The organism is Achromobacter sp. SLBN-14 (assembly GCF_006715415.1).
Classification (GTDB): Bacteria; Pseudomonadota; Gammaproteobacteria; order Burkholderiales; family Burkholderiaceae_B; genus Achromobacter; species Achromobacter mucicolens.
In genome coordinates this window covers 5,415,755-5,437,207 of sequence record NZ_VFNE01000001.1, presented here as the reverse complement: position 1 = coordinate 5,437,207, position 21,453 = coordinate 5,415,755, and the positions used below count along the sequence as shown (strand labels likewise).

General features: G+C 66.5%; 25 protein-coding genes. 11 read left to right on the top strand and 14 right to left on the bottom strand.

Going from position 1 to position 21,453, the window contains the following annotated elements; genetic code table 11:
* Positions 1-23 precede the first annotated feature (23 nt).
* Positions 24-1,463: an NAD-dependent succinate-semialdehyde dehydrogenase gene (locus FBY20_RS24920; protein ID WP_056317945.1), complete on the bottom strand. Its 1,440-nt coding sequence runs from the start codon at positions 1,461-1,463 to the stop codon at positions 24-26.
* A gap of 225 nt (positions 1,464-1,688) precedes the next feature.
* Here FBY20_RS24920 and FBY20_RS24915 point away from each other — a divergent pair, with 225 nt between their 5' ends.
* Positions 1,689-1,964, top strand: coding sequence for a hypothetical protein (locus tag FBY20_RS24915; protein ID WP_142055208.1), 276 nt, complete (start codon positions 1,689-1,691; stop codon positions 1,962-1,964).
* A 4-nt stretch (positions 1,965-1,968) separates the two neighbouring features.
* Here the strand turns inward: FBY20_RS24915 and FBY20_RS24910 are convergent, their stop codons facing one another.
* The 8 genes from FBY20_RS24910 to FBY20_RS24875 form a co-directional block, all read right to left on the bottom strand.
* Positions 1,969-2,820 carry a symmetrical bis(5'-nucleosyl)-tetraphosphatase gene (locus FBY20_RS24910; protein WP_254595285.1) on the bottom strand — a complete coding sequence of 284 codons (852 nt, stop codon included), beginning with the start codon at positions 2,818-2,820 and terminating at the stop codon, positions 1,969-1,971.
* A 228-nt stretch (positions 2,821-3,048) separates the two neighbouring features.
* Entirely contained in the window at positions 3,049-3,288 is a 240-nt protein-coding gene (locus tag FBY20_RS24905; protein WP_056317950.1) for a hypothetical protein, read from the bottom strand.
* 33 nt (positions 3,289-3,321) lie between these two features.
* A complete protein-coding gene (locus FBY20_RS24900) occupies positions 3,322-3,870 on the bottom strand; it encodes a cytochrome b (RefSeq protein WP_255452485.1) in 549 nt (182 codons plus the stop codon).
* A 45-nt stretch (positions 3,871-3,915) separates the two neighbouring features.
* Entirely contained in the window at positions 3,916-6,438 is a 2,523-nt protein-coding gene (ligD, locus tag FBY20_RS24895) for a DNA ligase D (RefSeq protein WP_142055204.1), read from the bottom strand.
* A gap of 2 nt (positions 6,439-6,440) precedes the next feature.
* Complete coding sequence (locus FBY20_RS24890; protein ID WP_142055202.1) at positions 6,441-7,421, bottom strand: Ku protein; 981 nt, start codon at positions 7,419-7,421, stop codon at positions 6,441-6,443.
* A gap of 21 nt (positions 7,422-7,442) precedes the next feature.
* The gene (locus FBY20_RS24885; protein ID WP_062839446.1) at positions 7,443-7,718 is read right to left on the bottom strand and encodes a hypothetical protein; all 276 of its coding nucleotides are present in this window, start codon (positions 7,716-7,718) and stop codon (positions 7,443-7,445) included.
* 57 nt (positions 7,719-7,775) lie between these two features.
* Positions 7,776-8,168, bottom strand: a complete 393-nt coding sequence (locus FBY20_RS24880; RefSeq protein WP_056317965.1) for a PRC-barrel domain-containing protein — start codon at positions 8,166-8,168, stop codon at positions 7,776-7,778.
* 18 nt (positions 8,169-8,186) lie between these two features.
* On the bottom strand, positions 8,187-8,423 hold the full coding sequence (locus FBY20_RS24875; RefSeq protein WP_142055200.1) for a hypothetical protein: 237 nt from the start codon (positions 8,421-8,423) through the stop codon (positions 8,187-8,189).
* 233 nt (positions 8,424-8,656) lie between these two features.
* Here FBY20_RS24875 and ppk2 point away from each other — a divergent pair, with 233 nt between their 5' ends.
* A complete protein-coding gene (ppk2, locus tag FBY20_RS24870) occupies positions 8,657-9,478 on the top strand; it encodes a polyphosphate kinase 2 (RefSeq protein WP_056317970.1) in 822 nt (273 codons plus the stop codon).
* Positions 9,479-9,526: 48 nt separating this feature from the next.
* Positions 9,527-9,781 carry a hypothetical protein gene (locus tag FBY20_RS24865; RefSeq protein ID WP_062839443.1) on the top strand — a complete coding sequence of 85 codons (255 nt, stop codon included), beginning with the start codon at positions 9,527-9,529 and terminating at the stop codon, positions 9,779-9,781.
* Positions 9,782-9,818: 37 nt separating this feature from the next.
* On the opposite strand, the gene FBY20_RS24860 is transcribed toward FBY20_RS24865, so the two are convergent.
* The 5 genes from FBY20_RS24860 to FBY20_RS24840 form a co-directional block, all read right to left on the bottom strand.
* A complete protein-coding gene (locus FBY20_RS24860) occupies positions 9,819-10,016 on the bottom strand; it encodes a hypothetical protein (RefSeq protein ID WP_142055198.1) in 198 nt (65 codons plus the stop codon).
* A gap of 75 nt (positions 10,017-10,091) precedes the next feature.
* Positions 10,092-12,152, bottom strand: a complete 2,061-nt coding sequence (locus FBY20_RS24855; RefSeq protein ID WP_142055196.1) for a TonB-dependent copper receptor — start codon at positions 12,150-12,152, stop codon at positions 10,092-10,094.
* Positions 12,153-12,356: 204 nt separating this feature from the next.
* A complete protein-coding gene (locus FBY20_RS24850) occupies positions 12,357-12,902 on the bottom strand; it encodes a DUF2946 family protein (protein ID WP_255452484.1) in 546 nt (181 codons plus the stop codon).
* Position 12,903: 1 nt separating this feature from the next.
* Positions 12,904-14,352 carry a PepSY domain-containing protein gene (locus tag FBY20_RS24845; RefSeq protein WP_142055194.1) on the bottom strand — a complete coding sequence of 483 codons (1,449 nt, stop codon included), beginning with the start codon at positions 14,350-14,352 and terminating at the stop codon, positions 12,904-12,906.
* A 73-nt stretch (positions 14,353-14,425) separates the two neighbouring features.
* Positions 14,426-14,887, bottom strand: coding sequence for a DUF2946 family protein (locus tag FBY20_RS24840; protein ID WP_142055192.1), 462 nt, complete (start codon positions 14,885-14,887; stop codon positions 14,426-14,428).
* Positions 14,888-15,096: 209 nt separating this feature from the next.
* Here FBY20_RS24840 and FBY20_RS24835 point away from each other — a divergent pair, with 209 nt between their 5' ends.
* From FBY20_RS24835 to FBY20_RS24800, 8 genes are read left to right on the top strand one after another with little or no spacing between them, the layout of a single operon-like run.
* The gene (locus FBY20_RS24835) at positions 15,097-16,272 is read left to right on the top strand and encodes a PepSY domain-containing protein (protein WP_056317985.1); all 1,176 of its coding nucleotides are present in this window, start codon (positions 15,097-15,099) and stop codon (positions 16,270-16,272) included.
* Positions 16,269-16,805, top strand: coding sequence for a thiamine pyrophosphate-binding protein (locus FBY20_RS24830; RefSeq protein WP_142055190.1), 537 nt, complete (start codon positions 16,269-16,271; stop codon positions 16,803-16,805). The genes FBY20_RS24835 and FBY20_RS24830 overlap by 4 nt, the downstream gene beginning before the upstream one ends.
* A complete protein-coding gene (locus tag FBY20_RS24825; RefSeq protein WP_056317990.1) occupies positions 16,802-17,128 on the top strand; it encodes a hypothetical protein in 327 nt (108 codons plus the stop codon). The genes FBY20_RS24830 and FBY20_RS24825 overlap by 4 nt, the downstream gene beginning before the upstream one ends.
* A gap of 18 nt (positions 17,129-17,146) precedes the next feature.
* A complete protein-coding gene (locus tag FBY20_RS24820; protein WP_142055188.1) occupies positions 17,147-17,755 on the top strand; it encodes a DUF6162 family protein in 609 nt (202 codons plus the stop codon).
* Positions 17,756-17,798: 43 nt separating this feature from the next.
* Positions 17,799-18,752 (top strand): metal ABC transporter solute-binding protein, Zn/Mn family, encoded by a 954-nt coding sequence (locus FBY20_RS24815; protein WP_142055186.1) that lies wholly within the window; start codon positions 17,799-17,801, stop codon positions 18,750-18,752.
* Positions 18,749-19,519, top strand: a complete 771-nt coding sequence (locus FBY20_RS24810) for a metal ABC transporter ATP-binding protein (RefSeq protein WP_200952134.1) — start codon at positions 18,749-18,751, stop codon at positions 19,517-19,519. Before FBY20_RS24815 ends, FBY20_RS24810 begins: the two co-directional genes overlap by 4 nt.
* Positions 19,516-20,421: a metal ABC transporter permease gene (locus FBY20_RS24805; RefSeq protein ID WP_128829301.1), complete on the top strand. Its 906-nt coding sequence runs from the start codon at positions 19,516-19,518 to the stop codon at positions 20,419-20,421. Before FBY20_RS24810 ends, FBY20_RS24805 begins: the two co-directional genes overlap by 4 nt.
* A complete protein-coding gene (locus tag FBY20_RS24800; RefSeq protein ID WP_142055184.1) occupies positions 20,418-21,419 on the top strand; it encodes a metal ABC transporter solute-binding protein, Zn/Mn family in 1,002 nt (333 codons plus the stop codon). The genes FBY20_RS24805 and FBY20_RS24800 overlap by 4 nt, the downstream gene beginning before the upstream one ends.
* Positions 21,420-21,453: the final 34 nt, after the last annotated feature.

Genomic DNA, 21,453 nt, shown 5'->3' with positions numbered 1-21,453 from the left:
ACCAGCCAGGTCAAACGGCGGGCTTAGACCCCCACGACCGACACGGCCTTGGTGACCAGATACGCCTCAAGCGCTTCGGGACCGCCTTCGGAACCGTAGCCGGAATCCTTCACGCCGCCGAAGGGCAGCTCGGCCGAGGGCGTTGCGGGCTGGTTGACCCAGAGCATGCCCACTTCCAGGCGGCGCGACAGCTCGTGCACCGTCTTGATCGACCGGGTGAAGCCATAAGCCGCCAGGCCGAACGGCAGGCGGTTGGCTTCGCGGATGGCTTCGTCCAGGGTTTCGAAGCTGCGGATCGCCGCGATGGGACCAAACGGCTCTTCGTTGAAAATATCGGCCTCGAGCGGCACGTCGGTCAGGATCGTCGGGGCGAAGAAATTACCGGCGCCACCCACGCGCTGCCCACCGGTGGCCACGCGTGCGCCCTTCTCTGCCGCGTTCTTGACGATCTTGTCCATCGCCGCCAGGCGGCGGTCGTTGGCCAGCGGGCCCAGCGTCGTGCCTTCGGTCAGGCCGTCGCCCAGCTTGAGCTTTTCGGCGTGCGCGATGAAAGCCTGCTCGAAAGCCGCCTTGACGTTCTTGTGCACCAGGAAACGGGTCGGCGAAATGCAAACCTGGCCGGCGTTGCGGAATTTCGCGCCGCCCGAGGCCTTGACGGCCAGTTCGACGTCGGCGTCCTCGGCCACGATGACCGGGGCGTGACCGCCCAGTTCCATCGTGACGCGCTTCATGTGGCGGCCAGCCAGCGCGGCCAGTTCCTTGCCGACCGGCGTGGAGCCGGTGAAGGTGACCTTGCGGATGATCGGGTGCGGAATCAGGTAGCTGGAGATCTCGGCCGGCGAGCCGAACACCAGGCCCAGCACGCCCTTCGGGATGCCGGCGTCGACAAAGCAGTTGAGCAGCGCGGCAGGCGACGCCGGGGTTTCCTCGGGCGCCTTCACCAGGAAGGAGCAGCCCGTGGCCAGCGCGGCGCCCAGCTTGCGCACGATCTGGTTGACCGGGAAGTTCCATGGCGTGAACGCGGCGACGGGGCCGACGGGTTCCTTGATGACCAATTGCTGGGCCGCCGGGTTGCGCGACGGCACGATGCGGCCATAGACGCGCAGGGCTTCGTTGGCGAACCAGTCGATGATGTCGGCGCCCGCCAGCACTTCGCCGCGCGCCTCGGCCAGCGGCTTGCCCTGCTCTTGCGTCAACAGGCGCGCCACGTTGTCCGCGCGCTCGCGCAGCAGGACGGCCGCCTTGCGCATGACCGCGCAACGCTCGTGCGCGGACGTGTCGCGCCACGTCTCGAAACCGCGTTGCGCTGCCGCCAGCGCCGCGTCCAGGTCCTCGCGGGAGGCGCTGGCCACCTGGCCGATCTTCTGGCCGGTGGCGGGGTTCACGACGTCGATGCGCGCGCCGCCTCGGGCCTCGCGCCATTCGTTGTCGATCAGGAGAAGAGTATCTGGGTAACCGTTCATGAATGCTCCGTGGTTGAAATGCGGCCGTCACGTGTCAGTCGATTCGGGCAAGCGGGGCGGAAACGCCCGGCGCCTGCCGTATCGTAAGTGTTTGGGAGGGAGACGGGAAGTGGGCCGGCTTCGGACCGTCCGGCTGGCGGTCCGGCGCGCAAGGCCCGGCATGGGCACGCCGCTTGCTGCAGGCGTTTCGCCTTTGGTCACTTAACCCTGATTGCGGAGGCTCCCATGAGCTCACCGGAACCCGTTCTCTCGCCGACGCCGGTCGGCAACACCTTGATTTCCCTGGGGCTTGCGCGCGCCGCCCAACCCGCCCACGTCGCGGATGGCCGGCTCCCCTGCCCCACGGCCGCCAATGATGAAATTCCGCCCGAGGCGCAATCGGCGGGTCAGGCCGAAGCGCCGGCGCGCGTGCCGCTGAGCGCTTGGCTGTCGCTGGCGTTTTATGCCATTGGCACGGCGCTTCTGTTCAGCCTGGGCGTGGCCTACCGGCTGTTCGCGTGACCGTTCAAGCCGCCTGGGCGAGCGCTTCGCGCGCGGCCTGTACCAATTTGCGGTCGGAGAGCCGGTAGGCAGTCAGCGGCCCGCCCGTCACGCAGCCCGTGTCCAGGCACACGGCGTCCGTGCGCACGAGCAGCCCCAGCGTCGCCCAGTGGCCGAACACGATGGTGTCGCCGGCGTCCGCGCGCCGTGGCAGGTCGTACCACGGCAACGTACCGCGAGGCCAGCGCCCTGGGGTGGACTTGGCGCCGGGCGCCAGGGCCGCATTGCGGGTGCAAAGCCGCATACGCGTAAATGCGCTGGCGATGAAGCGCAGGCGTTGCTGCGTATCCAGGTTGGCGCTCCACGCTAGCGGCGCGGTGCCGGTCAGCGTGCGCATGTGGCGGCGCCAATCATCGTCGCGAAGCATGTCCTGGAGCTCGCCGGCCAGCGCCACCGCTTGGGCCACGTCCCATCCGGGAAAGAGCCCGGCATGCACGAGGACATGCCTGTCCTGGACGTGAATCAGTGGTTGCGCGCGCAGCCAATCCAGCAGTTCGTACGCATCCGGCGCGTCGAACAGATCATTCAACGTGTCGCGGGGGTCTGGGCGCAGGCAACCTGCGGCCACGCCCAGGGCGCGCAGGTCGTGATTACCCAGCACCACGGTCGCGCGGTCGCCCAGGGCCATGACCCGGCGCAAGACCTCGGCATTGGCAGGACCGCGATTGATCAGGTCGCCCACGAACCAGAACCGGCAGGTTGGGTCCCCCGCGATTTCGGGGCTGGCCAGCAGCGCGTCCAGCGACGGGCAGCAGCCATGCACGTCGCCGATCGCCCAGATGGCGGGGAGCCGTCCTTGCGGTGCGTCATCCGCCAATGTGGAGTTCGCGCCAACAGTCGAGGGTGTCGTGATGATGGGTCGGCTTGATGGTTGTCTTACCGGTCTGCGTCGCATGTGTTGTCCTTGCCGCTGGCCATTTCCTGGCACGAATGGATGAATTTCGTGCCAGAACGGCCAGCAAGCCCCGTACCCATGCAAACGTTTACATTCGAGGCGGCCGGATGCCGCAAGCGAAGCGCCCCGGGTCCGCGTGCCCGGACGTGACTATCCTTCTTTTTTGCGCCGCCCCCACACGGATTCCTGCCGATAGGCGTCCGCCTGGCACAGCGTGCGGTAGAACATGGCGCCCGCGCCAATGAAATTGCCCAGCTCCTTCTCCGACAGCTTGGGCGCGACGCCTTCCAGGTACCCGGCGTAGATGGAAAGCACCCGGTCCCATTCGTCCAGCCGGGGCGCCGGCGCGGACACCGAGATCATCAGTGCCAAGAGCTCATCGCGCTGCATGATTGCCTCCTGTGCAGGCCGGCGCGCCGGCCGTCATTGCCCTCGGGTCATGCGCGTCAATACGCGCCGGCCGTCCCTGCCGCGGTGCAAGAAGGCCATCAGGACGTGGCCCGCCGCCGCCGCGAGAAGCGTCCAGCCCAGCAGTCCGTGCCAGGCATTGGCCAACTCGACCAGCGCTTCGATTTCCTGGTCGCGGGGGCTGAAGACCGGGATGCCGAAAGCCGAATAGCCCCTGCCCCGGCCATAGGCCCGCAACAGTCCCAGTGTGGGAATGGCGATCATCATGAGGTACAGGAGCAAGTGACCGAAACCCGCCATCAGGCCGCTGTTCGGGCGGCGTCCCAGGTTGGCGAGGGCCCACGCGCCGCGCACGACGACCAGGATCAGCAGCAACAGACCCAGCGACGTGTGCGACGCCCAGAAAAAGTCCTCGATGGGGGTGTCCGGAAAAAATTGACGCGCAGCCGCGCTGATGAACTGCCACACCAGCAGCACCGCCATGAGCCAATGCAGGACACGGCTGACGATTCCATACCCGTCCGGGCAGTCCATCACGCTGGATTGGGCGACAGGGGGTGGCATAGGGCGACTCCTTGGGAGATCCACACAGCACAAGGGAGATCCTGCTCATGGTTCGAACTCCATGGCGGACATGGCGGACGCCAGGGACTGCGGCGCGTAATCGTCCCATGGGGTGTTGCCCGCGTCCAGCCGGGCGTGGATATCCTGGATCGTCCAGTGCGCCCCGCCCGTCAGCTTGTCCAGCTCTTCCCACTTGACGGGCACCGACACGCCCAGACCGGGACGCGCCCGCGCCGACCAGGCGCAAACGGTGGTCGCGCCAAATCCATTGCGCAGGTAGTCCGCAAAAATCTTGCCGACCCGGTTCTTCGGCCCGCTCTTGGCCACAAACAGTTGCGGCAGCGTCCGCGCCAGATGCTGCACGATCACCTGGGAAAAGCGCTTCACCGTGTCCCAGTCGTACTGTTTGCGCAGCGGCACGACCACGTGCAGGCCCTTGCCGCCGCTGGTCTTGAGCCACGCTTTCAGCCCGATTTCTTCCAGCAGCACGCGCACGAGGTTCGCGGCCTGCTGCATCGCGGGCCACTGCACGCCCTCGCCCGGGTCCAGATCGAACAGCATCCGATCCGGCTTGCCGATGGACGTCTTGACCGCGTTCCAGGTGTGGAATTCGACCACGTTCATCTGCACCGCGGACAGGATGGCCTCGGCCGTGGGCACTTCGAGCAGCGGCGGATGGTCCGGGTCGAGCTTGGCCGGCAGGGATTTGACGCCCGGCATGGCGGCTTCCAGGTGCTTCTGAAAGAAGAATTCGCCCTGGATGCCGGCCGGCGCGCGCAGAAACGACACCGGTCGCCCCTTCAGGTGTTCCAGCATCAGCGGCGCCACTAGCGCGTAATAGCGTGCCAGGTCCAGCTTCGTGAGCTTGGTGGACGGATCGATGACGCGATCCGGATTGGTGAGCTTGCCGCCCTTGGCGCGGCTGGCCTTGGTGGCGGGCGCAGCTTTGCTGGCCGGTTTGGTCGCGCCCGCATCGCCCTCGATGTCTTTGACTGGCACTGCCTTCTCCCTGGAAATGGCCCGCACCGGCTTGTCCTGCCGCAGTCCTCGAAAGACAGAATGACGGATGTGTCCGCCCCCCGTCCACTCGCCGAACGACACCTCTGCAATCAGTTCGGGCTTGACCCAGCGTACGCCACCCGCGGCGGGCGCGTTCGCGACAGGCTTCTTCTCGGTCTCGATGGACGCCAGACGCTTTTGCAGCGACACCAGGCTGGCGTCATCGAACCCCGTACCCACCTTGCCGGCATAGCGCAGGCTGCCATCCTGCTCGGTCACGGCAAGCAGCAGCGCGCCCAACCCCGCGCGGCTGCCCTTCGGCGCCGTGTAGCCGACGATGGCAAATTCCTGGCGCCGGGCGCATTTGACCTTGACCCAGGTATTTGTGCGGCGCGACACATAGGGGGAGGACAGGCGCTTGGCCATGATGCCTTCCAGCCCCATCTTGCAGGCAGTCGCCACCAGATCCGACGGCGCGGCCTCCAGGGCCTCGCTGAATCGCAGATGGTCGTCTTCGGTGGTGTCCATCAGTTGCTGCAGCAGAGCCCGGCGCACCGTCAGGGGTTCCTGGCGCAGATCCCGTTGCCCGATGAAAGGAAGATCAAAAGCGTAGAAGACGATATCTTGCGTGCGCTCGCCGTCGAAGGCGTTCTGCAGCGCCTGGAAATTTGGAATGCCCTCGCGGTCGAGCATCACGATTTCGCCGTCCACCCAGGCCCATTTGGCAGGTAGGGCTCGAAACGCGTCGACCAGGTGGGGCAGCTTGGCACTCCAGTCGTGGCCGTTGCGGGTAAAAAGGCGCACGTCGTCGCCTTCGATCCGCACCACCAGCCGGTAGCCGTCGAATTTCATTTCGTACAGCCAGTCCGGGGCGTGGTGGGGCACGCCGTCCACCAGCGTGGCGAGCTGAGGTTTCAGATGCGCCGGCAAATCGGCGGCCACGCCGGGCAAGGCGAGTTGGCCGTCGGCCGAAGGTTCAGGTTGGTCTTCGGACCGATCTGGGGATGGCGCTTTGGCCGCGCGCAGCGGGACCACGCTGTCGGGCATTTCGTCCACCACACTGAACTCGCGCTCTGGCCGGGCGAATGCATCGCGATCCTTGATGAGCAACCAGGGCGGCTGCTTGTCGCTTTCCTTGCCCTTTAGACGGATCAGCGCCCACCTGCCCTGCATCTTGACGCCCTGCAGGTCGAACTTCAGATGACCGTCCCGATAGCCCTTGCGCGGGTCGCCCACCGGCATCCATTTGCCTTCGTCCCAGATGATGACCTTGCCCGCGCCGTACTGGCCTTCGGGAATCTGCCCCTCGAACTGGTTGTAGGCAATGGGATGGTCCTCGACCTGGACCGCCATGCGTTTGACGGCCGGGTCGTAGCAAGGCCCCTTGGGCACCGCCCAGCTCTTCATGGCGCCGTCCAGTTCCAGACGGAAATCGTAGTGAAGCCGGCTCGCCCAGTGCTTCTGGATGACGAAGGCGCGCGCGTCCTCGTTCGCCTCGCCGCCGCCAGCCGGTTCCGAGGTAACTTGAAAGTTGCGCTTTTCGCGGTACTTCTTGAGCGAATCGGCCATGATCAAGCCGCCTTGCGCGCTTTGCTCGCCGTCTTGGAGGCTGTCTTACCGGACGCCTTGCCGGCGCTGCCCGTGGTTTTGGCCGTTGTCTTCTTTGCAGCCGTCTTTTTGGCCGCAGATTTGGCCGCCTTTTTTGCGGCGCCATTGCCGGCCTTGCCCGCCGACGACGCGGCCTTGGCTCCGCCCTTGCCGCCCTTCAGGCTGCGTTGCAGCAGCTCCGTCAGGTCGATGACGTTATCGGCGTAGGTGGGCGACTCTTCCTGCGGCTCGATGACTGTCTCCGTCTTGCCGGCGCGCGCCTTCTTCTCCACCAGCTCCATCACCGCGGCCTTGAATTCGTCCTGGTACTGTTCGGGGTCCCATTGGCCGGACATGTCCTCCACCAGCATCTTGGCCATCTTCAGCTCGCTGGCGCTTGGCGTCATGTTCTTGGCGCCAGCCTTCGGAAGATCCAGCCCTTCGACAGACTTGACCTCATCGCCCCAACGCATCAGGTTCAGTACCAGCGCGTCGCCCGACGGGATCAGCGCGGCCAGGTGCTGTTTGGTCTGGATCACCACCTTGGCAATACCGATCTTGCCGGTCTTGGCCAGGGTGTCGCGCAGCAAGGCATACACCTTGTGCCCCTTGTTGATGGGCGCAACGTAATACGGCCGCTCCAGATAGACAAAGGACACGTCCGTGGCGTCCACGAACTGCTGGATCTCGATGGTCTGCGTGGTCCGGGGATACGCATCGGCGATTTCGTCAGGCGACACGATGACGTACTTGCCGTCCTCGTACTCGACGCCCTTCACGATGTTGTCCTTGTCGATTTCCTTGCCGGTCCGCTTGTTGATGCGCTTGTAGCCCACCGGGTCCATCGAGCGCTTGTCCAGCCAGTCGAAATCCACGCCCGACTCGGTGGTGGCCGTGTGCAGGCCCACGGGGATGTGAACCAGACCGAAGGAAATGGCCCCTTTCCATATGGTTCTTGCTGCCATGACGGTTCTCCTGCGCCGCGATCAGCCCAAGCGCTTGACGATCCGGGCGACGCGGGCAACGCCCCCGGTTCCGCTTGCCGCGCGACCGATCAGAGCGGTCCCGGCTGCCGTGATCAGCGTGCGCCGCAGGATGGTGCGGCTGCGCATGCCAGAGAGCATGAGCAGAACGCCCACGCCCAGCACGATCAGATGCTCGCCCGGAAAATCCGGCCGGCGGGCATCGATATCCTTGAGTTGCGCGACCAATGACCGCGAGCGCGTCGCGGGGCGGGTGTCGGGGACGGGTTCAATCTGCATGGAGCCTCCTCGTGGCATGGATGGTCATGCGGTGCGGGACGGCAAGCCCCGCGCCGTCTACTTCGCGTACTTGAATTCGGGCAGCGCCTTGAGCGTATCTTTGGTGGCCGCCGGCAACTGGAACTGATCGCCCGCGACCTGCATCTGTGACAGCGGGACCGTCACCAGGTGGTTGCCCACGCCCAGCAGGCCACCCACCGACAACACCGCATAAGGCGCCCAGTCGGGCGGGCCGAGGATCAGATCGTCCACGGTGCCGAGCTTTTCTTTCTTGCCGTTGTAGACCGTCGCCCCGATCATCTTCGAGGCGCGGTAGCCTGCATCAACCTTGGCGACATCGACCCGGACTTCGGTCACGGACTGCGGCGCGCCCTGCGCCTGCGCCACGCAAGCGCCGCCCGCGGCGCCCAGGAGGACGGCCAAACCCAACACAGTGGTCTTTATGGTCATGATCGATTCTCCTCGGGGTCAGGACGAGCGCTGCGAGCCGGCGGGGTCGGAATTGGATTCGGACGTATCCGACGGCTCCATGTCCTCATTGCGGATTTCGTTGCCCTGCGCGTTCTCGCTAGCGTCGGAAGGCTTGACCGGCTGGCCGCCGGGCTTGCCGTCAGAAGGCTTGACGGGCAGATCGTCTGCCGTCGACGTCGCTTCCACGGCGTTGTCCTGGGAAGATGCCTGCCCAACGGAATGTCTTGGTTCCATTTTCGTCACCTTGGAATGTGCGGCGGCCAGCGAAGCGTGGCCAAGGATGCGAACAGCAAATGCCGTGCCCGGGCTGCGCCTGATTTCGCATGCCTCCCATGACGGGCTGCGTTGCGGCACCATAAAACCATTGGTAACGCGTTCCCAAATGGCATCGAATCGGCAATATATTCACTTCACGGGCGGCGCCGCGATGCGCCTTGATTCGTGGCTGAACTTTTCGGAGTGCGACGATGGCCGGCAAAAAAAAGCAGAAGGACACCCCCGAGGCGGCCGAAGAGGCCGGATTGTCCAAGAAGCAGTACGAAAAGGAATTGGCGCAATTGCACGCCGAACTGGTCAAGCTGCAGCAATGGGTGCAGGAGACCGGTGCCAAGGTGTGCATCGTGTTCGAAGGCCGTGACGGCGCAGGCAAAGGCGGCACGATCAAGGCCCTGACCGAGCGCGTCAGCCCCCGCGTTTTTCGCATCGTGGCCTTGCCCGCGCCCACCGAGCGCGAGAAGTCCCAGATGTACATGCAGCGTTATCTTCCCCACCTGCCCGCCGCCGGCGAAGTCGTGATCTTCGACCGCAGTTGGTACAACCGGGCGGGCGTGGAACGCGTCATGGGGTTCTGCTCTCAGGCGCAGGTCGACACTTTTCTGAAGGCCGTGCCGCTGGTGGAGCGGGTGATGATCGACTCCGGCATCCTGCTCTTCAAGTATTGGCTGGAAGTGAGCGAGGCGGAACAGACGCGCCGGCTGCAGTCGCGCATCAATGACCCGCGCAAGACCTGGAAGCTGACCAAGATGGATCTGGATTCGTACAGCCGCTGGTACGACTATTCACGGGCGCGGGACGACATGTTCAAGGCCTCGGATACGGCCATCTCGCCTTGGTATGTGTGCGGATCCGATGACAAGAAGCGGGCGCGGCTCAATATCATCAGCCATCTGCTGGAACACATTCCCTACAAGGTCGGCCCGAGGGAAAAGATTGCGCTACCCAAGCGGCAAAAGGCCAAGGGATACGAACAGCCGGAGCATCCGTTCCGGTTCGTGCCCGAAAAGTTCTGACGCGACACGTCCTGACGCGTGAAGCGCCCCTTCCCCGGAGGTTCAGCCATGGCAGCGCTGCTCATCAATCAGGTTGAGGAAACCACCACCGACGACGAGATTCGCACCTTCCTGACGAAGTACGGGTTTCCATCGCCGGATCACGTCAAACGCGTCCCCAGCGAAGGCGACCGGCCCGCAGTGCTGGTGACCTTTACGGGCGCGACGGAACCGGAGCTGCAAGCCTTGCTGCCCCGGATCCATCAGGTGTTCTGGAAAAACCATACCGTTTCGGCGCTGGTCATGCGGGCGCCGATCGAGTGACGGGCGCCCGAGGGCAGCGGCGCCCTGCCCCCGCGGCTCACCACACCGTGCGCGGGCGGTAAGTCTCTTTTACATATTTCGCCAGCTCGGCCTCGACCGTCGACATCATGACGGCGGGAGGACGTTCCGGGTGCAAAAGTTGCTGCGCGGCGGCCAGGGTGCGCAGCGCGCAGCGTTCGCCGTTGGTCATCGGCTGGGGGGTGGACAGGGTGGGCGTGTACTTGAAAGCTTCCATGATGCTTCTCCATAAGACAAGGAATGACCCTCACCCCCTCTTTCAGCAAGTAGCGTGCCCAACCCGTTTCCGTTGTCAGTAATGGATACTGACCCGGGCCCAGACGCTGCGTCCGGGTTCGTTCACGGCTTTCCCAGCTGGATACCCAAAACCCGCGTTTCCGGCCAGGTTCAGGTGTTCGCTGTAGGTCTTGTCGAACAGGTTGTCCACGCCCAGGGACAGCCGGACCTGCCGGTTCACGACATACCCCGCGTTGACGGAGAAGACGCCAAAACCGGCGCTGGGGCCGAAATCCTTGCCGACGACATTGCCCTCGTTGAGCGCGTAGCGCTTTTGCGGCGCGACGATGCGCCACAGGGCGCCGGCCGACCAGGTGCCGTCGTCATAGGCGGCGCTGAGCTTGGCTTCCAGCGGCGGGATCTGCGGCAGCGGCCGGCCGTCGCTGCGGTTCTGGCCCCAGGCGTAGGCCAGCGTCGCACCCAGTTTCCAGCGCGGCGACACGGCGTACGTGGCGCCGAACTCCCCGCCGAAGATGCGGGCATCCACGTTGGTCGCCTGTGAGGTGGCGCCCATCATCCCGCCGGACGTGTAGTTGAAAAGTATGAAGTCGTCCACGTAACCCGCGTACCCGGAGAACCAGGCATCGAGCGTCTCGGTCTTGTACTGCGCGCCGAAGTCCAGCTGGGTGGTCTTTTCCGGCTTGACGCCCTGGAAGGCGTTGACCGAACCGGCGGGCCCGCGCTTAGGCGAGAACAATTCCCAGTAGTCGGGAAACCGCTCGACGTGGCCCAGGCCGATGTAGACCGTGGCGGGCAGCGACGCCAGATCCCTTTCATAGCGCAGGAAGCCGCTGGGCAGCGTGTCGTCGCGGCGCTCGCCTGCCGTCGGGTTGGGCATGGGCATCATCTGGCCGCCCGTGGTTTGGCGGAAATCCTTGGCCGACGCCCAATCCACGCGGGCTCCGCCAATCACGCGGCTGTCCGGCGCGGCGCGCCAGGTCAGTTCGCCAAAAACACCCGCGTTGGAAAAATCTGCATCCTTGACCCAAGGTTGGCTGCGGTACGACACCGTGCCCGTGCCGCTGCGGGCGCGGTGGCGGCTCTGCTGGAAGTCCACGCCCGCCTCCAGATTGACGTCCGGCGACAGGGTCCAGGTGCTGGCGAAGCGCCCGCCCCAGGTGGCCCGGTCCACGTCCGACGCCATGGGCATCGCCATGGAGCTTGAGGGGTCGGGCGCGCGCAGGGTGTAGTTGTCCATGACGTGGTCGGCGTAGTTGTAATAGAGCTGCGCCTGCACCTGGTTCAGCACTTCGCCGAGGTTACGTTTTTCAAACCGCAGTCCAAAGCTTTCCCGTTTGAACTGCGAACCGTCCATGCCGCGGCCGGCATAGCGGGCCTCGCCATCGCCGGTGCCGGCGGTCAATTCATAGAGGGTGTCCACGTCCGGCGTGAATCCCAGCGCCACATCCGCGTTCCATTTGTCCCAGCGCGACGGCACGGTGTTGCCGTCGCCGTCCTTGTAGTCCTGCGAATGCGAGTGGTTGGCGGTGAATCGGGTGTAGACCTTCTCATTGCCGGCGATCAGGTCCGCCGTCTGGTCGTTGCGTCCAAACGAGCCGCCCGTCAGGCTGCCCTCAAAGCGCACGCCCGGCTCGGTGAACGGGGGCGTATCCCGGTCGAACCGGACGGTGCCGGCGGACGCGCCCGGCCCCCACAGCACGGTCTGCGGTCCCTTGATGACGGTGAGCTGGTCGAAGTTCTCGGGGGAAATGTAGGAACTGGGCGCGTCCATGCGCGAAGGGCAGGCGCCGGGCATGGCGGTGCCGTTGGTCAGGATGTTCAGGCGCGAACCGAACATGCCGCGCAGCACCGGATCGCCGTTGGTGCCGCCGTTGCGGATGGCCGAAAACCCCGGAATGGTCTTGAGATAGTCGGTGCCGTCGCTGGCCGGCAGCGGTTGGCGCGGCAGCTTGGGATCGGTCGTGAATGTCAGGGGCGCGCTGGGCGCAACGCCCGTGATGACCACGGGGTCGAGCGTGGTCACGCCGTCGGAAGCGGATTGTGCCCCGGCGGAGAACGTGGCGGCCATGGCGGCTGCCATGCAGGTCATGCGTAGAAATTGCTGTTGCTTGCACATATCGAATCGGGTCCAACGCGGAATGGGGAGGTCGTGGCTTGCCGTCTTGTGCGCCAAGGCCGCGCGCAGGCACGCCCCGGCGCCTGACCCCACGGATCGGGGGCCAGGCCGCGAGCGGACAGGCGGACAGGCGTCAGCGGTCGGCGCCGCGCCCGCTAGCGGTGGGCGGCGCGATGCAAGCCGGAAATGCAGGGAGGAAAGCCGTCAGGCGGCGGATGGCGGCGCACGCGGCTGCTGCGGCAGCCGCGCGAGCGCACTGGAGAAGAGAGGATCGTGGGTGGCGGGCGGCGCGTCAGGCTGGGCCAAGGTGGGCAGCAGCCACGCAAGCAGCCACAAGGCCGGCAGCGAGGCGCCCCCCAGCATGGCGCACCCCGCGACGCAGCAGTGCGGCATGGCGCCGCTATGTTGCGCGGCGTCCGGGGTGGCGTCTTGATGCGCGCCTGGGATGTCGCCTGGGATGGCGCCTTCCTGGCCAATGGTGACCACGCGCGGCCCGCTGGCCGTGCAGATGATGGTGGTGGCACCGAAGACTGGGGATCCCCCTGCCCCGCCGGCGCCACCGGATCCGGCGAGCGCCGCCGAGGCAATCAGCGCCTGAAAGACGAACAGGGCCGCTGCCAACAGCGAAACCCATCGTCTTGCAGCAGTGGCGCATCGGTACATCGGATCCCCTTGACGGCGCAGATGGTAGCGCGGATCCGGCCCCGAATCCGGCCCGTCTCCCGCGATCTGCACCGCCCGTTGACGCATATCAACCGCGTTTGGCCACCATCCACCGCAACACGTCGATCACGAGGAACACGGCGAGGCTCACGCCCATCACCGGCAGGCACCAGCCCAGCGCGAGCGCGACAGCCGCCGTCGCGATGCGGCCCGGCCAGGACAGATCGCGCCACGCCTGCGTCAGCGTCTGCCCTGCCGGGGCTGCCGGCCGGCGCAGCCACCACATCCGGTAACCCAGGACGATCATCGCCGTCAGCGCGATGCCCATCGCGGCCATCAAGAGCTGATTGGGCCAGCCGAACAGGATGCCCATGTGCATGTCCACGCCCCACCGGATCAGCTTGGCGATGAGCGGAAAGGTGTCGAAGTCGGCGCGGCTCGTGATGGTGTAGGTCGACGGATCCACCGCAATGGTGTCGACCTGCGTGGGCCAGGAGCGGTCCACCTCGCGCACCATCCAGGCCTGGCCCTCACCGCGCGGCGGGCGGATTTCCAGCTGGCTGCTGTCGATGCCGCCCTGCCGGGCCGCCTGCAGCACGCGGTCAAAGCCGGAGGCCACGTTGTCCGGCGCCATCATCATGGCGGCGTGGTCATGCTGGCCGCCATGATGATGGGCGTGCTCGCCGCCCTCGGGCACGGCAGGCGAACCGGTGGCCGGCATTCCGGCGGCCGGCGATCCGGTGGCCGGCACTCCGGTGGCCGGCAGTTTCAGCGACACCGCCGGAGTAATCCACCCCAATTGGGCCCGCAGTTGGTCCACGCGCGCGCCCGCCCAGTTCGACCAGGTCAGCCCCGTGGCCGAGAAGAACACCAGGCCGATCCCGATCCACAGCCCCAACAGCGCGTGCCAGCGCCGCGCGCGCAGGCGCGGACTGCGCGCTGCCGCCGCCTTGTCGCGGCTCCGGCGTGCGAACCACAGCACAAGGCCCCCAAGCGTGGCCACCCACAACCACGACGCCGCCAGCTCGCTGTAGTTGCGGCCCAGGTCGCCCAGCATCAGATTGCGGTGCAGGTAGTCCAGTTTGGTCCGGAAAGGCAGCGTGCCGCTGGTCCCGTAGACGACCATGTCGCCCTTGATGGCCAGGGTGATGGGATCGACGAACAGCGCACGGGATTCGGAGTCGCCCATGCCGGGCTGCGTGAACATGACGCGCGTGGTCTCGCCCGGTCCGGGTGCGGGCCGGACGGCAAAGAGGCGCGGACCCGGGCCGATGCGCGCCCGGGCCGCCTCGACCTGCGCAGCCAAGGGCTGCGCGGTGCCGGTGGAGTCCGTACGCAATTGATCGGCGTAGATGACGCTTTCCAGTTGCGGCGTCAGGACGAACAGGGTGCCGGTCACTGCCGCCACCAGGATGAAGGGGCCGACGAACAGGCCTATATAGAAATGCAGCCGGGTGAGCAGCGCGAGAAAGGCGCTGCCGCTCGCGGTCCGCGCCCGCGCGGACGCGGCGGGGCTAACCAGAGTATCAGTGGTCATAAGGGTCTCGACAACAACGGACGCCGCCCGCAAGGGGCGGCCAGCGTGCGCGCAAGGCGCACGGCGACGAATGTCATCCGGTGATTCGAGGCGGCGCGCGCTGGCCCAGCGGCGGGCCGGCGGCCGGCATGGGGGGCCGCGGACTGTCGGCTTGCGGCGCTGGCTGCACCCGCCAGCCGAGCAGCATGGGGATCAGCGCCAAGGCTGGCGGCGACAGCAGTGCCGGGTGCGCGCTCAGCCCAAACGGACATTCCTGACCGGCGCCGACGTGCCCGGAGGAATCCGGGTGCCCGTGATGGCCATGCGAGTCGCCGGCATGCGCGTGCGGGTCGGCCAGACCCGGCATCCCGGGAAAAACGCCGCCCCCCGCCGCGCAGAAGCCCAGCGCGAAACGGCCCTGCTTGAGCGCCTGCACATCCGGCATGTAGCCGGTGGGCACCACCGCCCGCGCGGCCAGCAACACCAGTAGCAACAGCCGCGCAAGGGCGGATGCAGCGGCTGGACGCAAGGACGGCGAGGACGGAAAGGCGTGCATGCGGGGGTTCCGGACGGCGGCCGGTTTCGGTGTCAAGGGGGCATTTTAAACACCGGTGGCGTCATTACGCCGCGAGAGCGGCTGAGGGTGCAGGACGGATCCAAAGCCAGTCGCTAAGACAATTGAGAACGATTATTGCTAGAATTCCGCCTGACACCTCCCTTAAATGGGACCAGATCCACTTCTCACGTTCTTCGGACAGTTCTCGAATGGCCAAGCCATCGCGCTCCAAATTATGGTTTCTCGTCCACAGTTGGCTGGCCTTGCCGATCTGGATTTTCCTTTTCTTCATCTGTGCGACCGGAACCATCGCCGTCATCAGCCAGGAAATCGTCTGGCTCATCAATCCCGCCGTTCGCGCCCAGGCGCCCGATGCCGATACCCCGCGCATGGGCTACCAGGATTTGATGGACGCCATCGCCAAGCAAGAGCCCGACGCTTCCGTGCAGCGGCTGTCCTGGCCCGAGGAATCCCAATTCGCCCTGACGGCCTCGGTCGGATATCCCGGCGCGCGATTCACCTCCATTTACGTCAATCCCTATACCGGCGATGTTCAAGGCCCTGCCCTGAACTTTGACCTGCGCCAGTTCATGCGCGCGTTGCACGGCTGGCTGTTGATTCCGTTCACGAATGGCTATAGCTGGGGCTGGTACCTGGTGTCGCTGTTGTCCGTGCCGATGCTGCTGTCGCTCATCACGGGTCTCGTCGTCTACAAACGGTTCTGGCGCGCCTATTTCCAGAAGCCGCGCCTGCGCGTCGGCCAGGGCGCCCGGATTTTCTGGGGCGACTTCCACCGCCTGTCGGGGTTATGGTCCGTTTGGTTCATCCTGCTGATCTCGGTCAGCGCGATCTGGTTCCTGGTGCAGGCCGTGCTGTTCGATACGGCCACCACGATTTCAACGCAGGGCGTCCCCGCCGTCGTGGCGCGCGACCAGGTGCCGACCGTCGCGCCCGGCGACACCGTCAAACGCCTGCCGCTCGACCAGATCGTCGGCATTGCCGAGCGCGAGCTGCCCGGCCTGGAGACGCAGCAGGTGTTTTTCCCCGGCAATGCCTATGACCCGATCACCATCTCGGGCCGCGGCGCCTATCCGCTGATGTACCAATACGCCAAGATCAATCCGTACAACGGCGCCGTCGAGGAAGTGCGCCGCCTGTCCGATCGCAGCGGCCTGGAATTTTTCACCGAATCCATGCGGCCGCTGCACACCGGCGACTTCGGCGGATTCTGGCTGAAGCTGGTGTGGTTCCTGTTTGGCCTGCTGCTGACGATGATGTCGCTGAGCGGCCTGCTGATCTGGACCAAGCGCACCGCGCAAGCCACCGCCAAGGCGCTGCGCCCTGCCCGCGCAGCCCGCACCGACGCCCGTGAGGTGACCGAATGAGCAAGACCGCCACCCTAGCCGCCGCGTCCAAGCCCAGCCTCTGGCGCCGCTGGCGCTTCCACCTGAGCGCGCTGCTGCTCATCCTGCCGATCATCTACGTCCCGAAGTACTTCGACGACCTGGCGTTGTCGCGCGGGTCGATGGGCTTGGGCCAGCGCCCAGCCGGCGACCTGCAGGTCGGCCCATGGAAGCTGCAGCTTGCCGAATGGCAGGTCGAACCGCCCAAGTCCGATCCGGCCGGCATGGTCAAGACCTTCACCATGGCCCAATGCGAAGGCTGCAAGGACCAGATCCGTGCGGTCTACGTGCGCGTGGGCAAGCCGCGCAGCCTGCGCGCTGCGGGCTCGATCTTCTTTGGCAGCCCGCACCGGGCCTTTGCCACCGTGCCGATTCCTCCGCGCACCACCCCGGACGCCGATCTCTGGATCACGGCGGAGGGCTGGGACGGCTCGGTGCACCAGGCGGCGTGGCCCATCGCCACCGCCTCCCCCGCCACCGTCGAGTGGCTGAAGAAACAAGGAGCATCCCGATGAACGCAGTTTTTGCGAACCGCTTTCGCGCCGCCCTGCTTGGCGCGCTGTTGACCGCCAGCGCTTCGGCGCTTGCGCACAATCCGATGGCCGAATGCAAGGCCGAGGGCAAGGAACAGATCCAGTGCACCGGCGGATTCTCCGACGGCAGCGGCGCGGCCGGCGTTACCATGGACGTCATCTCCTACGACGAACAGATCCTCGTGCCGGGCAAGCTGGACGCGGATTCCAAGATGTCGTTCAAGCGGCCGAACGGCGAGTTCTACGTCCTGTTTGACGCGGGTCCCGGCCACGTGGTCGAGATCGACCACGTCGACATCCAGTAAGCCCCGGCCAACCGCAGCATGCACACACAAGTCATCCGCCCCGCGGGCGCCGGCCACGAAACCCTAGCGGTGCTGGGCGCCTGCGTGGTCATCGTCGCGGCCGCCGCAGGGTATATCGGCCTGCGCGAAGCGCCGCCCGAAAGCGCGCCGCTCGCCGCCACCCAGATCGACGCACGACGCGACCTGACGCCCGCCGAACAGGGCATCTATGCCGACCTGCGCGTCGCCTACGAGGAAATCGGATTTGCCCTGCAAGGCGGCGAGCCGCTGCCCTCGGTCGCCGATCTGGCCGCGCAGGGACTGCCGCCTTTCGTCACCGACAACAGCACCGCCGCGCGCGGCGGCCACGTGTGGCGCTTGGAGCGTCAGGCGGGCAAAGCCCTGTATGTGGGGCAGACGGCGGATGCCAAGCTGGCCGGATCGTTCCTGATGCGCGCCGAAGACGGCCACGCCAAGGACGGCCATGGCCACGACGGCAGTGCGCCCGCCCAGGCCGATGTCTGGCTGGCCCGGAATGCGGCAACCCGCGTCCCGGAAAGCGCCGACGATGCCGCGTTGGCGGCGGCGGGCTGGCTGCAGGTCGCCGCCCAGTTCGATGCCGGCGTCACCCGCCAGAACAAGCCCTGACCGGGCCCTCCCCCTTCGCCTTCCGACACGAGCCTACGGATTTATGTCTGCCATTTCGTCTTTCTCCCAGATCCTGCGCCGCTGCGCCGCGCCGCTCGCCGCGCTGGCGCTGCTGGCCGGCGCGTTCACCGCGCCCGCTCACGCCGAAGACGCCAAGCGTTTGAAGATCGGCGTGACGCTGCATCCCTATTACAGCTACGTCGCCAACATCGTGGGAGACAAGGCCGAGGTCGTGCCGCTGATTCCGGTGGGCTTCAATCCGCATGCCTACGAGCCTCGCGCCGAGGACATCAAGCGCATCGGGACGTTGGACGTGGTCGTGCTCAACGGGATCGGCCACGATGACTTCGCGGACCGCATGATCGCCGCCAGCGAAAAGCCCAAGATCCCGGTGATCGAGGCAAACGCACAGGTGCCGCTGCTGGCCGCGGTAGGCATGGCCGCGCGCGGGGGCGGCGATTCGGGCAAGGTCGTCAATCCGCACACCTTCCTGTCGATCACCGCCTCGATCGCGCAGATCAACACCATCGCCCGCGAACTGGGCCGTATCGATCCCGCGAACGCGCAGGCGTACACCGCCAACGCGCGCGCCTATGGCCAGCGCCTGCGCAAGCTGCGCGCCGACGCGCTGGGCAAGTTGGCTTCCGCGCCCAACGCCGACCTGCGCGTGGCCACCATCCACGGCGCGTACGACTACCTGCTGCGCGAATTCGGCCTGGAAGTCACGGCCGTCGTGGAGCCGGCGCACGGCATCGAGCCCAGCCCGGCCCAGCTCAAGGGCACCATCGAGCAATTGCGCGCGGCCGACGTCAAGGTGATCTTTTCGGAACTGAACTTCCCGTCCTCGTACGTCGAAACGATCCAGCGTGAAACCGGTGTGAAGCTGTACGCGCTGTCGCACATCTCGTACGGCGAATACAGCGCCGAGCAGTTCGAGAAGGAAATGACGCAAAACCTGGCTACCGTCGTGCGCGCCATTGAAGAGGCCGGCGCGTGACCGGCCCGGTGAGCCCGCACCCGGCTGGCGCGCCCGGCCCCACGCTGACCTTCGAGCAGATCTCGCTGACGCTGGGCCGCACCGAGATCCTCAGCGATGTCGCCTTCAGCGTGACGGCGGGCAGCGTGCACGCGCTGGTGGGCCCCAACGGCGGCGGCAAGAGTTCCCTGGTCAAGACGCTGCTGGGCCAGATGCCGCATCGCGGCAAGCTCAGCGTGACGTGGCCCGGCGATCGGCCGGGCGTCATCGGCTACATCCCGCAGGCGTTGGAGTTCGATCGCGGCCTGCCCATGACCGTCAACGATTTCATGGCCGCGATGTGCCAGCGCAAGCCGGCATTCCTGGGCTTGTCGCGCGCAAAGTCGGCAGAGATTTCCGCCGCGCTGGAACGCGTGGGCATGCAGGACAAGCGCAACCGCCGCATGGGCGCGCTGTCGGGTGGCGAGCGCCAGCGCGTGCTGCTGGCCCAGGGCCTGGTGCCCAGCCCATCGATGGTGGTGCTGGACGAGCCCATGTCGGCGCTGGACGAAGCCGGCGTGCGCGTGTTCGAACAATTGCTGGACAGCTGGCGCGCGCAGCGCGTGACCGTGCTTTGGATCGAGCATGACCTGGAGGCCGTCGGCCGCCTGGCCGACCGCGTCACTGGGCTGAACCGCCAGGTGCTTTGCGACGGTCCTCCTAAGCAAGTGCTGACGCCCGACCGGCTGCTGACGCTCTTTTCCACCCGTCCGCGCGTGGGCGGCCAGCCGCAGGAGCGCGCCGCATGAACGCCTTTTTCGATAACCTGCGCCAACTCATCCAGCGCGCGGCGGAATCCGGCGCGCTGCCCGATTCGCTGGCCTATGGCTTCGTCATCAACGCCCTGCTCGCCGGCCTGATCATCGGGCCGGTGTTGGGCGGCCTGGGCACGCTGGTCGTGGTCAAGCGCTTTGCGTTCTTCTCGGAAGCGGTGGGCCATGCCGCACTGACCGGCGTGGCGATCGGCATTCTGCTGGGCGAGCCCTACACCGGCCCGTATGGCAGCCTGTTCAGCTATTGCCTCATCTTCGGCATCCTGCTCAATTTCCTGAGCAACCGCACGCGTCTCACGCCGGACACCTTGATCGGCGTGTTCCTGTCGGTGTCGCTGGCGCTGGGTGCAAGCCTGCTGCTGGTGCTTGCCGGGCGCATCAACATCCACATCCTGGAGAACGTGCTGTTCGGCTCGGTGCTCACCGTCAACAGCAACGACCTGTCGGTGCTGACGTGCGTGGCGGTGCTGGCGTTGGCGCTGGCGCTGCCCAACTACAACCGGCTGATGCTGGCCAGCTTCAATCCGCAGCTTGCCGCCGTGCGCGGTGTACCCGTCAAGGCGATGGACTACCTGTTCGTGATCCTGGTGACGCTGGTCACCGTGGCTTCGGTCAAGGTGATCGGCGCCATCCTGGTCGGCGCGCTGCTGGTGATCCCGGCCGCCGCGGCGCGGATGCTGGCGCAATCGCTCAAGGGGTTTTTCACGATGTCGGTGCTGTTTGCGATGTTCGCCACGCTCGCCGGCATCATGTTGCCCATCGAACTGGAACTGCCGGTGCCTTCCGGCGCGGCCATCATTCTGGTCGCGGGAATCTTGTTTGCGATCGCGGCCCTGGCGCGCAGCCTGGTCCCCGGTCTGAAAGGAAATGCAGCATGAGTCTGAAATCAGGTTATGTCACCTTGCGCCGCGCCGCCCTGGCGGTGGCGATGGCGTCCGCCCTGGGCGCCGCCGTCACGGCGCATGCCCAGGAAGCCGCCAAGTCCGGCCGCGCAGCCCGGGCCGCGCAATCCGAAACCGCCAGCACCGCCCCTGCAGCAGTCACCGTGCTGGCGGCCCACCCGGTCGTATTCGCCCTGACCGACAGCCTGGCCAAGGACAGCAGCATCCGCGTCGAACGTGCCGCGCCCGCCAACCTGCCGGCCACGCGGCTGACGTCCTACTTCAGCGGCCGCGGCGGCGCGGCGCTGCAAAAGGCCGCCGCCTCCGCCGACGCGGCCGTGGGCCTGCGTTCCATCTGGCCAGACGATCCGCTCTTCGCCAACGCGCGCCGCACCAACATCCGCATCGTCGAGATCGACGCGGCGCGTCCGCTCGACGGCGCGCTGAACGGCATCGCGCTGCAAAGCGACACGCGCCCCGGCGGCCAGTTCGCCGCCTATCCGTGGCTCAGCATCGTCAACCTGGGCCGCATGGCTGACATCGTGGCCGCCGACCTGGGCCGCCTGTCCCCGTCCGACGAAAAGCGCATCGGCGAAAACCTGGCGTACATCAAGCGCACGCTGGTCGAACTGAATGCGAAAAGCCAGGCGGGGCTGGCGCAGGCCGAGAACGTCGCGGTCGTCAGCCTGTCCGAACGCCTGCCCTACCTGATTGCGGAATTCAATCTGGATCTGGTCGACACGATGGCACGCGACGACAAGGACTGGACGCCCGAGGCGCTGGCTGCGCTGACCGCCACGCTGAAGGACAACGGCGTGGCCGCCGCGCTATTGCACCGCGAGCCGACCCCAGCCCTTTCGCAGGCCATTGAAGCTGGCGGCGCCAAGGCCGTCGTGCTGGCCACGGATGGCGCCGACCCGGTCGCGGACCTGCAGGGCAACGCGCAGCGCCTGCTGCAAGCGCTGGCGCCCGCCGCTGCCACGGCGGCCAAGTAAATCGCCACCGGCAATGCCATCACGGACGCGCGCC